At 43.0% G+C, this 12,345-nt stretch carries 12 protein-coding genes and 1 other annotated feature; of the genes, 10 read left to right on the top strand and 2 right to left on the bottom strand.

Annotated features, from left to right (window positions below; all coding sequences use genetic code 11):
* Positions 1-21 precede the first annotated feature (21 nt).
* Positions 22-122: a sequence feature (Trp leader region), on the top strand.
* 39 nt (positions 123-161) lie between these two features.
* The 7 genes from AACS90_RS14300 (at position 162) to AACS90_RS14270 (ending at position 7,275) form a co-directional block, all read left to right on the top strand.
* On the top strand, positions 162-1,721 hold the full coding sequence (locus AACS90_RS14300; protein ID WP_099123125.1) for an anthranilate synthase component 1: 1,560 nt from the start codon (positions 162-164) through the stop codon (positions 1,719-1,721).
* Positions 1,721-2,317: a glutamine amidotransferase-related protein gene (locus tag AACS90_RS14295; RefSeq protein ID WP_099123124.1), complete on the top strand. Its 597-nt coding sequence runs from the start codon at positions 1,721-1,723 to the stop codon at positions 2,315-2,317. The genes AACS90_RS14300 and AACS90_RS14295 overlap by 1 nt, the downstream gene beginning before the upstream one ends.
* A 16-nt stretch (positions 2,318-2,333) precedes the next feature.
* A complete protein-coding gene (trpD, locus tag AACS90_RS14290; protein ID WP_099123123.1) occupies positions 2,334-3,332 on the top strand; it encodes an anthranilate phosphoribosyltransferase in 999 nt (332 codons plus the stop codon).
* A 2-nt stretch (positions 3,333-3,334) separates the two neighbouring features.
* A complete protein-coding gene (gene trpCF, locus AACS90_RS14285; RefSeq protein ID WP_099123122.1) occupies positions 3,335-4,699 on the top strand; it encodes a bifunctional indole-3-glycerol-phosphate synthase TrpC/phosphoribosylanthranilate isomerase TrpF in 1,365 nt (454 codons plus the stop codon).
* 46 nt (positions 4,700-4,745) lie between these two features.
* Complete coding sequence (gene trpB / locus AACS90_RS14280; RefSeq protein WP_099123121.1) at positions 4,746-5,936, top strand: tryptophan synthase subunit beta; 1,191 nt, start codon at positions 4,746-4,748, stop codon at positions 5,934-5,936.
* On the top strand, positions 5,936-6,742 hold the full coding sequence (gene trpA / locus AACS90_RS14275; RefSeq protein WP_099123120.1) for a tryptophan synthase subunit alpha: 807 nt from the start codon (positions 5,936-5,938) through the stop codon (positions 6,740-6,742). Before trpB ends, trpA begins: the two co-directional genes overlap by 1 nt.
* 218 nt (positions 6,743-6,960) lie before the next feature.
* Positions 6,961-7,275 carry a BON domain-containing protein gene (locus AACS90_RS14270; RefSeq protein WP_099123119.1) on the top strand — a complete coding sequence of 105 codons (315 nt, stop codon included), beginning with the start codon at positions 6,961-6,963 and terminating at the stop codon, positions 7,273-7,275.
* Between the two features lie 105 nt (positions 7,276-7,380).
* Here AACS90_RS14270 and ompW read toward each other — a convergent pair whose 3' ends face one another.
* Positions 7,381-8,022: an outer membrane protein OmpW gene (ompW, locus tag AACS90_RS14265; protein WP_099123118.1), complete on the bottom strand. Its 642-nt coding sequence runs from the start codon at positions 8,020-8,022 to the stop codon at positions 7,381-7,383.
* A 304-nt stretch (positions 8,023-8,326) separates the two neighbouring features.
* Here ompW and AACS90_RS14260 point away from each other — a divergent pair, with 304 nt between their 5' ends.
* A complete protein-coding gene (locus AACS90_RS14260) occupies positions 8,327-9,064 on the top strand; it encodes a YciC family protein (protein WP_099123117.1) in 738 nt (245 codons plus the stop codon).
* A 25-nt stretch (positions 9,065-9,089) separates the two neighbouring features.
* On the opposite strand, the gene AACS90_RS14255 is transcribed toward AACS90_RS14260, so the two are convergent.
* Entirely contained in the window at positions 9,090-10,796 is a 1,707-nt protein-coding gene (locus tag AACS90_RS14255) for a SulP family inorganic anion transporter (RefSeq protein WP_099123116.1), read from the bottom strand.
* Positions 10,797-11,059: 263 nt separating this feature from the next.
* On the opposite strand from AACS90_RS14255, the gene AACS90_RS14250 reads away from it, so the two are divergent.
* Positions 11,060-11,596, top strand: coding sequence for a septation protein A (locus tag AACS90_RS14250; protein ID WP_099123115.1), 537 nt, complete (start codon positions 11,060-11,062; stop codon positions 11,594-11,596).
* Positions 11,597-11,675: 79 nt separating this feature from the next.
* The gene (gene yciA, locus AACS90_RS14245; protein WP_086953261.1) at positions 11,676-12,104 is read left to right on the top strand and encodes an acyl-CoA thioester hydrolase YciA; all 429 of its coding nucleotides are present in this window, start codon (positions 11,676-11,678) and stop codon (positions 12,102-12,104) included.
* Positions 12,105-12,345: the final 241 nt, after the last annotated feature.

Here is a 12,345-nt window from a genome sequence, read left to right as displayed (position 1 = left end):
CTTATGAAAGCAGCTCAAAACATGCGTTGGTGGCCCAGTTTCCCATTCAGGGCGGTTGAGTAGCACACATAAGTCGAGATCCAAAGTGCCAATAACCCGCTCTGAAAAGCGGGTTTTTTTATACCAATTTTCTGTAGAAAAAGATAACAAAAGAGGTGGGTATGATGGGTAAAAAATTTAATATTTCAGTAAATCAACGAGAGACAGTCTACCAGTCTGATCCAACGTTGCTTTTCAATGAGTTATGCAATAACCGGCCAGCAACATTATTGTTAGAATCAGCGGAAGTTAACAGTAAAAACGCGATCAAAAGCATGCTGATTATTGATAGCGCTATGCGTATTACCGCTAATGGCCGACAGGTTGATTTTGCAGCGTTAACTGAAAATGGCAAAAATCTGCTGCCCATCTTAGCCGGCCTACTATCAGAAAAAGCTCAGATCACTCTCACAGCACACACTCTTCAGGCTCAATTTCCTGTTATTGAGGAAAATTTAGATGAAGACAGCCGTTTAAAAGCCGATTCTGTTTTTGATGCATTACGTGCTCTGACTCAATTATCCACCCTAACTGAAGATTCTGATGCCATTTTTTCAGGCGGATTATTTTCCTATGATTTAGTAGCAGAATTTGAACAGCTTCCCATACTCAAAACCTCTCAGCGCTGCCCAGATTTCTGTTTTTATCTGGCAGAAACCATGATGGTGATCGACCATCCGCGCCAGCACGCCATGTTGCAAACAACACGATTTGGTGAATCAAAAGCAGAAGAACAGCGCCTTGACGAACGTTTATCTGCACTGGAAAACATCATTGCTCAGCCTCGTCAACCCTTAACGCCCGTAACATTACCGGTTATACAAATTTCCTGTAACCGGAGTGATGAACAGTATGCCGATATCGTTCAGCAATTACAGGGTTTTATCCGGCGGGGTGATATATTTCAGGTCGTTCCATCCCGGCGTTTCACGTTACCCTGCCCAGCACCACTGAATGCGTATCACACCCTGAAAAAACTAAATCCAAGCCCGTATATGTTTTTCATGCAGGATCAGGATTTTTGCCTGTTTGGTGCTTCCCCTGAAAGTGCCCTTAAATATGATGCCGACAGCCAGCAAATTGAAATTTATCCAATCGCGGGCACACGCCCCCGTGGACGCAATGCCAATGGTGAACTAAATGCGGATCTGGATAGCCGACTTGAACTAGAAATGCGTACCGATGCTAAGGAATTATCCGAACATATCATGCTGGTTGATTTAGCCCGTAATGACATAGCGCGTATTTGTGAACCAGGTAGCCGCTACGTTGCTGATTTAATGAACGTTGATCGTTATTCATTTGTTATGCATCTTGTTTCCCGGGTGGTCGGTACACTGCGCCACGATCTGGATATTTTCCATGCCTATCAGGCCTGTATGAATATGGGAACACTGACAGGTGCGCCGAAAGTCCGGGCGATGCAACTTATTGCGCAATATGAGAATGAACGCCGGGGCAGCTATGCCGGGGCAGTGGGTTATTTCACCGGTAAAGGGGATTTTGACACATGCATTGTGATTCGTTCTGCCTATGTAGAAAACGGAGAAGCAACGGTTCAGGTCGGAGCCGGCGTCGTTCTGGATTCCGTCCCACAATCCGAAGTTCAGGAAACCCAGAGCAAATCCAGAGCCGTCATTCACGCTATCGCTCAGGCTCATAACACGGAGGTAACATTCTAATGGCAAATATTCTTCTGATCGATAATGTTGACTCTTTTACCTACAATCTTGTGGATCAACTACGCTGTGGGGGTCATCAGGTTGTTATCTACCGTAATACGGTATCCGTCGAGATAATCATGGCTCAACTGGAAAACATGGTATCACCATTACTGATGCTATCTCCGGGCCCCGGAAAACCCTCAGAAGCCGGGTGTATGCCACAATTACTTCAGCAGGTTATCGGTAAAATCCCCGTGATCGGTATCTGTCTCGGGCATCAGGCCATTATCGAAGCCTATGGTGGCACTATCTCGGCCGCCAGTGAAATTCTGCATGGCAAATCAACATTAGCGACTCATGATGGGCTGGCTATGTTTTCCGGTTTACCTAACCCGCTTCCCGTTGCCCGTTATCACTCTCTGGTGGGTGTAAATATTCCGGCAACACTGATTGTTTCCGCTTATTGTCACGATACAGTAATGGCAGTTCGTCACGACGAGAACAGAGTGTGTGGATTCCAGTTTCACCCTGAATCCATCCTGACAACGCAGGGAACCCGCTTACTTGAGCAAACACTGGCATGGGCACTAAATTCACAGGAATCGGGGCAATAAAAGGGAGGATGGGAAAATGCAATTAATTTTAGAAAAATTATTTAATGCTCAGGCACTGACCCAGCAAGAAAGCCAAAAACTTTTTACGGCTATTATTTGTGGCGAGCTGAGTGAGCCTCAACTCGCGGCCGTACTAATCAGTATGAAACTACGCGGTGAACAGCCTCAGGAAATTGCCGGGGCTGCACAGGCACTATTAGCCAATGCCTCTCCATTTCCACGCCCTGACTACCCTTTCTGCGACATCGTCGGAACAGGTGGTGACGGAACAAACAGCATCAATATCTCGACAACCAGCGCTTTTGTTGCCGCAGCCTGCGGCCTTAAAGTGGCAAAGCATGGCAATCGCAGCATTTCCAGCCGCTCAGGATCATCTGATTTACTGGCTGAGTTTGGTATCGCACTCAATGCCAGTGCTGAAGAATCCCGTCGGGCACTGGATGAAATCAGTATCTGCTTTCTGTTTGCTCCGCAATACCACAGCGGATTCCGCCATGCAGTTAACGTTCGCCAACAACTGAAAACCCGTACTTTATTCAATGTACTTGGTCCGTTAATCAATCCTGCTCGCCCGCCTCTTGCCCTGATTGGTGTTTACAGTCCGGAATTGGTAAACCCTATTGCTCAGACATTACAGGTATTGGGGTTTCAGCGTGCTGCGGTCGTACATAGCGGTGGCATGGATGAAGTCGCCTTACACGCTCCGATTCAGGTTGCTGAACTTAACCATGGTGAAATTATCCAATATCAGTTAACAGCAGAAGACTTTGGGCTGCCAAATCATCCGATATCATCACTCAGTGGGGGAACACCACAAGAAAATCGTCATATGACGAGCTTATTATTACAAGGACAAGGTAAAAAAGCGCATGTCGATGCGGTGGCTGCCAATGTTGCTCTTTTAATGAAAATACATGGTCAGGAAGATTTACGGCAAAATACACAACAGGCATTGGACACGATTTACAGTGGCCGGTCCTATGAAAAAGTGATCGCACTAGCGGCAGGGATTTAATCATGAAAAGTAATGTATTACAGAAAATCGTTGAAGATAAGGCGTTATATCTCATCACCCGCAAGGCTGAACAGCCGCTGGAGAGTTTTCTGGATTCTGTTGTACCGAGCCATCGCCGCTTTTATCAGGCACTGACTCACAAACAGACCGTTTTTATTTTGGAGTGTAAAAAGGCGTCTCCTTCAAAAGGTTTAATTCGGTCTGATTTTGACCCGGTACGCATTGCTAAAACTTACCAGCCTTATGCGGCTGCGATCTCAGTACTGACCGACGAAAAATATTTTCAGGGCAGTTATGATTTTCTCCGTATGGTTAGTGCAACCGTACACCAACCTGTTCTGTGTAAAGACTTCATCATTGATCCCTATCAGGTTTATCTGGCCCGCTATTATCAGGCAGATGCTATCCTGCTGATGCTTTCCGTGCTTGATGATGATACCTATCGCGAACTTTCCGCTCTGGCACATAGCTTTAATATGGGAGTATTAACGGAAGTCAGTAATGAGGTTGAACGCCACCGGGCAGTTGCTCTGGGAGCAAAAGTCATTGGCATCAATAACCGTGACCTGCGCGATCTGTCCATCGATTTACAACGTACCCGAAAACTGGCCGCCGGTTTACCAAAAGAGACTATCGTTATTAGCGAATCAGGTATTCACAGCCACCAGCAAGTACGTGATTTAAGCCAGTTTGCTCACGGTTTTCTGATTGGCAGTGCTTTAATGGCTCAGTCCGATTTAGATCTAGCGTTACGACGACTGATTCTGGGTGACAATAAAATTTGTGGTTTGACTCGTCCACAGGATGCCAAAGCTGCATTGCAGGCGGGAGCTGTTTATGGTGGCCTGATTTTTGCTGAAAAATCACCACGCAGAATTAGCCAGCAACAAGCGCAACAAATTATTAATGAAGTTCCTTTATTATATGTTGGCGTATTCCAGAATCAGCCCGTTGATTTTGTCTGCCAGACTGCTCGGGCGCTTTCACTGACAGCCGTTCAATTACATGGTAATGAAGATCAGCCCTATATTGATGCACTTCGTTCTTTATTGCCGGAAAATTGTGAAATCTGGAAATCCGTTGATATGTCGAAAACTGAAGTATTTTCCAGCCTCTCCAATATTGATCACTTATTATTGGATAATGGTTTCGGCGGTACAGGAAAAACGTTTGACTGGAAATTAATTGATAAAGGTTCTCAACATAACAGTGTTCTCGCGGGTGGTTTAAATGCTGAGAACTGTCGGCAGGCCGCCGCATTGGGTTGTTACGGACTGGATTTTAATTCCGGTGTCGAAATCCAGCCCGGGATTAAAAGCAGCCAGAAAATAAAACAAGTCTTCCAACAATTACGCTGCTACCCGTAATCTTTCAGATAACTAATATTCAGACAGAAAGTGGAAAATGAAAATAATGAGTAAATTAAATCCGTATTTTGGTGATTTTGGCGGGCAATTCGTCCCCCAAATTCTCGTCCCTGCCCTTGATCAATTAGAAGAAGCATTTATCGAGGCAAAAAATGATCCTGAATTTCAGCAAGAATTTCATAACTTACTGAAAAACTATGCTGGCCGCCCAACGGCTTTAACGTTATGCCAGAATTTAACCAAAGGCACAAAAACCCATTTATATCTGAAACGTGAAGATTTACTTCATGGCGGTGCACACAAAACCAATCAGGTATTAGGGCAGGCATTACTGGCAAAGCGAATGGGAAAAGAAGAAATCATTGCCGAAACCGGTGCAGGTCAGCATGGGGTTGCAACCGCACTGGCATGCGCCCTTCTGGGCTTAAAATGCCGTGTCTATATGGGTGCAAAAGATATTGAACGCCAGTCCCCCAATGTATTCCGTATGCGTCTTATGGGAGCAGAAGTCATTCCCGTTCACAGTGGGTCTTCAACACTGAAAGATGCCTGTAACGAAGCCATGCGTGACTGGTCCGGCAGCTATGATAAAGCACATTATTTGCTTGGCACTGCTGCGGGGCCCCATCCTTATCCAACAATGGTACGTGAATTTCAGCGCATGATTGGCGAAGAGGCCAAAGCTCAGATTCTGGAAAAAGAAGGACGCCTGCCCGATGCGGTTATTGCCTGTATTGGCGGTGGTTCAAATGCTATCGGCTTATTTGCAGAATTTATTCCGGAAACTCATGTGCGTCTGATAGGTGTTGAACCCGCAGGGCATGGCATCGAAACCGGAGAGCATGGCGCACCATTAAAACACGGGAAACTGGGCATCTACTTTGGTATGAAATCGCCGATTATGCAGACAGAAGATGGGCAAATAGAAGAGTCATATTCCATTTCTGCCGGGTTAGATTTTCCTTCCGTTGGTCCCCAGCATGCCTACCTGAACAGCATCGGGAGAGCAGATTATGTTTCCATCACAGATGATGAAGCACTGGATGCATTCAAGGCACTGTCACTAAACGAGGGAATTATCCCGGCCTTAGAGTCTTCACATGCCCTCGCCTATGCGCTGAAAATGATCCATCAGGAGCCGGATAAAGAACAATTACTCATCGTCAATTTATCCGGTCGCGGCGACAAAGATATTTTTACTGTTCACGATATTTTGAAATCCAGGGGGGAAATCTGATGGAACGCTATGAATTACTTTTCAAGAAATTAGAAAAACAAAATCAGGGTGCTTTTGTTCCTTTTGTTACTCTCGGTGACCCTAATCCTGAATTATCTTTAGATATCATTGATGCTCTTATTTCTGGCGGCGCGGATGCACTGGAAATTGGTATTCCATTTTCCGACCCTCTGGCAGACGGCCCGACGATCCAGAATGCTAACCTTCGTGCTCTGTCTTCTCATGTTACGCCAACACGCTGTTTTGAATTACTGGCACAGATCCGGGCAAAGTATCCAGAGCTCCCCATCGGATTATTAATGTATGCAAATCTGGTATTTCACAGTGGAATCGATGAATTTTATGCTCGCTGTAAACATGCCGGGGTTGATTCCGTGTTAATTGCAGATGTGCCAATATCTGAATCACGTCCTTTTTACTCGGCAGCCATCAAGCATGATGTTGCCCCTATTTTTATCTGCCCGCCCAATGCAGATGATAATTTATTGCGTGAGATTGCTTCATTCGGTCGCGGTTACACTTATCTGCTATCCAGAGCAGGAACTACTGGGGTACAGAATAGAATGAAAAACCCACTGACGGATCTGGTCAACAAGCTCAAAGAATACCGTGCTGCACCGGCCATACAGGGGTTTGGCATTTCCGAGCCAGCTCAAGTCACATCTGTCATTAATAGTGGGGCGGCAGGGGCTATTTCAGGATCAGCCGTGGTTAATATCATTGAGAATAATTTACATCAACCTCCGATTATGTTAGAAAAACTTAGAGTATTTGTTCACTCAATGAAATCAGCTACCCTGCGATAATACCGTTTTCCCCCACAAGCCAATTCGTGGGGGAAATGACTCAAAACATCAATCCAGCTTATTTGTAAGTTCCCTTATCTTCAACAATACTTTTAAATCACTGCTATTACATTATTCCCCGGTAAAAAAACTTTGTCACAGTAATGTGTTAAAAATCAACGCCAGAAAACAGGAAACGTATTTCGTAACATTATTCCTGACATCAACGGAGAACCATTATGAAAAAATTACAGTCCATTTCCACACTCCTTATCGCAGCGGTTATCACCGCCATGCTGTCAGCATGTGCCCCAACGGCAACAACCGAAAGCACAGGAAACTATATTGATGACACGGTAATCAGCACGAAAATAAAAACAGCTCTGTTTGAAGAAAAGAACCTTAAATCCAATGATATTAATGTAGAAACTTATAAAGGGCGTGTTCAATTAAGTGGCTTTGCACGTTCTCCTGAAGAAGTCAGGCAAGCCATTCAGATTGCAAGAAGTATTCCGGGGGTTAAAACAGTTATTAACTCGATAAAACTCCGCTGAACAAGCGGATATATTGTAGAAATGTAAAATTACATTGTAAAAAAAGGGGCAAATAATGCCCCATTGGTTCTCATATCAAACACACAGGTTAACTGTATCAAATCATCAAAATTTATAACCAATACCAAACATAAATACCCAGGGATCAAGACGAGTTTTATATTTGTGTTCTTCATCACCTACTTTAAATTTCACATCGGTTTCGATATTAATCCACCAGAGCGAAGTATTTAACATCCAGTTTTTATCAAGTTGATAATCCAGACCAACCTGCCCTGCAACACCCCATGAATCTTTCAAATCCAGACTATTTAAATTTGCGGATTTTACAGTCGTATTATTATTAAATTTCTCATCAAAAAATGTAGTGTAATTTATCCCTACGCCAACATAAGGGCGTAAAGCGTTTTCTGTCTCACCAAAATAATATTGAGCCATTAATGTCGGCGGCAATTGTTTAACTCTCGCAATCTCACCTGCACCCGGCAAACTGACATTATGCTGAAATGGCGTTGCTGCCAGTAATTCAGCACCAATATTATCAGTGATCATATAGCCGAAAGTTAAACCCAATTGTGTATTATTGTTTACATCAAACGAACCTAAAGTTAATACATTCTCAGAGCCGGTATGCGGTCTTACCGTTGCAGTACCTGCACGGAACAGAAAATCACCAGCTTCATGGGCAAAAGTCAATGATGGGGCCAACGTTGCCGCAGCCAGGACAAGCGCAGAAATCTTTTTCATTATCGATCCCATTTATATAGTTTTAGTGGTTACAAATTTATTATTTCACCTATGGGATATTTTGAATTGATCCAAGTCAAAGTTAACTGAATATATCTCTGTCAAAGCTTGACCGGCTAATACCGGGTTAATACAACCTAACCTCCCAAAACGCTTTCGAGCGTGCCCCATTTTTGACAACAAGCCAATTCTGATAAACAAAATTGTACAATAGTTATCAGCTTTATCTTTTCACTATCCAATAATCCGTTGAACAAGGTACAATTGGATATCATTATTGTTTCATCTGATAGGAGCCATTTACATGCCCATCACGGCAAATACCCTGTATCGTGACAGTCTCAACTTTTTTAAACACCAATTGTTGAATATTGTCATACTCTCTGTTTTAGCCGCGTTGGTGACTACACTGCTCAATCACCTTTTCATTCCTGATGGTGAGCAACTTAAGTTATTGACTGATATGCAAGATACTCTAAGGGAGTCAGGAAATTCGGGGATTAAAAACGTTATTGAACAATTAACCCCAGAAGCACAACTGATGCTTATGCGCACCGCTGGCGGGATCTTATTTTCCAATATCTTTGGTGATACTCTGCTGACTGCCAGTGTCTTAATACTTATCAGTGCTATTTCAAACGGTCATCAGGCTAATGCGCTACAGGCTTGTCAACTATCGTTAACTCGACTCCCTAAGATGTTTTTACTGGTACTTATTTGTACCCTGTTAGTTCAGGTGGGTTACGCTTTGATGTTCGTCCCGGGGGTTCTGTTTTCAATCGGGTTTGCATTTGCTCCGATTCTGCTACTTGAGAAAAACAAAGGCGTATTTGCATCCATGCAGGAGAGCTGGAGATTAGCGTTCGATAATTTCCGCCTGTTAATTCCTGCGGTCTTGCTATTTCTTGCAATGAAACTGATTGTTGTATTCGGCTTATCCAAAATGCCGGAAATCGCCTTATTAACCGTGAATAATCTGCTATCTTCCATGTTGCTGATTTATCTATTCCGCTTATATATGCTGGCTAAACCACAAAATTAATAAATATTAAACCGACAGCCTCGCACTATTCAGCGAGGCTTTCTTCCGCTTGCTTTTTACTCTGAATCAAACGAATAGCAAAATAAAGATCCGGGACAATAATTAAATCCTCATCACTACTCCTGAGTTTGTTCTGCTTTATCCAGTTCTTCAATTCGGTGCTGCGGCCTGCAAGAACTAAAGTTATTCGTTTCCTTTTCAGTTCAGTAATCAACTCATCCAACACAGCAAACACACTGACATCATCGTAAGTAAAACTGACTGTTGCATCCACCACCAGCCACTCCGGGCGTATGACAGCACTGTTTACATGTTGTAAAACCCGTTTTTTGAAATAGCCAGCATTGAAATAAGTTAGAGGTGAGTTAAAACGATACATAACGATGCCATCGACAGGCCCAATATTGTTACCCTGATTGATGGAACGGATCATTCCCTGTTCATTTACCCCTAACAACTGATCAGAAGGACGAAAAATAATACGCAAAAATTGCAATAAACCCAATAACACCGCAAAACCAATCCCATCAATCACACCAACCAACAAAACAGCAACAAGGGTAAAAATGGATAGAATGAAAGCCTGACGATTACGTTTTCGGTATGCCCAGATATTTCTCAACCCGAGTAGTGACCATGTAGAAAATATCAGGACAATGCCCAATGACGATAATGGGATATATGACAGAAATTCCGTCATAAAAAACAATACCAGCAATATCGCGATTGCAGAAATTATCGATACCATCTGCGTTTTACCACCGACCGCATCATTGACTGCGGTACGACTGCTGGCCGCGCTGACAGCAAACCCCTGTGATAATGACGAAGCGATATTTGCAATACCCAATGCCCGTAATTCTGAATCTGCATCTACCTGATAACCGTTTTTGCTGGCAAAACTACGCGCTGTTATCATAAAACTCACAAAGCTGATAACAGCAAGGTTAATAGAAGGTACAACTAAATCACGGATACTACCGAACTCAAACTCAGGCATTGGCACAATCGGCAGCCCATCTTTCATATGGCCCACAATCTGAATACCATGCTGATTTAACTCAAATTGCCAGCTTACATAGGTGGATATTATCATCGCCAACAGTGGAGCAGGCCAGCCCGGACGCAGAAAACGAACACTTAGCAGGACAAATAAGGTCATCGCTGACATGCTCATTGTCGGCCAGTGAGATTCCAGTAATTTATGCGGTAATGCAATCAACTGTTCAATCAGTTCCGAAGGCAAACCAGAAATCCCGAATACTTTAGTAATCTGCCCCGCCATGATGGTGATGGCAACTCCATTGATAAAACCTTTTAAAATGGGGCGCGACAGAAAATCTGCAAATGCTCCCAGCCGAAAATGGCTTGCCAGTATGCACCAGATTCCTGTCATTAATGTCATGATAATGGCTAGCTGCCAGCGAACATCTGCATTTCCAAATGCCAGAGGAGTGACCGCAGCCGCAATAACAGCACACGTTGCCGCATCGGGGCCAATAATCAACTGGCGTGATGTCCCGAACAGAGCATAAACAAACATAGGTAAAATACAGGCATACAAACCAATAATTGCACTTATGCCCATTAATTCCGCATAAGCAATAGCAACAGGTAAAGCGACTGCGGTAACCGATAAACCAGCCCGTATATCATGACTAAAATATTCTTTTCGATAATTACAAAGACTCTCCAAGCCCGGCATCCAGCGATATAACCTTTTCCCCAGCATAGTTTTCCTCAACATGGCCTTACGCAACGGTTTTCACGATTCATCACCAAGCAATCAATGAGTTATACAATCAGTGATCTTATACAATGTAGAAATACAGACCTGTCATAAAAGAGACACATTATAATGCTAGGTCAAATCAAAGCCCACAACCCTCCCCTTTCCTTAACAATCTTTTTCTTTAAACCATTTTATTAAGATCTGATACACTCTGGCATAAATTCAGAAACCTGCCATCATAGGTATTACAGTGAGCTAATTTTATGAAACAACTTCTAGATTTTTTACCATTAGTCGTTTTTTTTGTCGTCTACAAGATGTATGACATTTTCTATGCTTCAGGCGCATTGATCGCTGCTACTGGGTTAGCTGTTGTTATCACCTATGCGGTTTATCGCAAAGTTGAAAAATCATCTTTAATTACATTTGCAATAACAGCTGTCTTCGGCACACTGACTTTAACCTTCCATAGCGATTTATTCATTAAATGGAAAGTAACCGTCATTTATGCCATTTTTGCACTGGCTCTGCTTATCAGTCAGTGGGTGATGAAAAAACCACTAATCCAAAAAATGTTAGGTAAAGAACTAGAGTTACCTGATGCAATCTGGAACAAACTGAATACAGCCTGGGCAATTTTCTTTATCGTTTGCGCATTAGCAAATATTTATATCGCTTTCTGGCTCTCTATGGATGTCTGGATGAACTTTAAAGTATTCGGGCTAACGGCATTAACACTGGTCTTTACCGTATTGAGTGTGATATATATCTACCGCCATCTGCCCCGCGAACAAAAATAATAACAATGAGTTTCATATGGATACCTGCCGGATTATTGGCAGGTATTGTTGTCTTCACCAAATAAAGCAAGTTTTTCTAATGACACAACAACAATGCTTACCAAACGGAGAATTGGTTCTCCGTACACTGGCTATGCCAGCTGACACTAACGCCAACGGGGATATCTTCGGCGGCTGGCTAATGTCCCAAATGGATATTGGCGGCGCCATTCTGGCAAAAGAAATTGCAATGGGACGCGTAGTCACTGTCAGCGTTAATGGCATCAGTTTTCTAAAACCGGTCGCGGTAGGTGACGTCGTTTGCTGTTATGCCCGTTGTCTGAAAACGGGAAATTCATCCATTACCATTCATATTGAAGTCTGGGTGAAAAAAGTAGCGTCTGAACCCGTCGGGCAACGTTATCGAGCCACTGATGCTGTTTTCACCTACGTCGCCGTTAATGAAAATAATACTTCCCGCCCGTTACCGGAAGGTAAAAGAAATTTCAAACTGGAAAGCAGTAATTAAAAATTGCTACTCTCTGGGAAAATAATCCATAGTAAATTAAAGGAGTGCATTGAATGCGCTCCTTTTTATTATTTAGATTTAAATATAGTTGAATCACTAATTATAAACAACGAACTTATCATTCGAGATTTAACCGGTCGTATTTTTAAAAATCTTTTTCTTATCTTTATAAGAAAAAAACTATTTATTTTTTAAATTTAACTATTCCAAATCATGACTAGCTGTTTTATTTACTAAACGA

It is taken from the genome of Xenorhabdus sp. KK7.4 (assembly GCF_963876465.1).
Lineage (GTDB): Bacteria > Pseudomonadota > Gammaproteobacteria > Enterobacterales > Enterobacteriaceae > Xenorhabdus > Xenorhabdus stockiae.
Note: the sequence above shows the minus strand (reverse complement) of the source record. Positions and strands in the feature narration are given on the sequence as shown.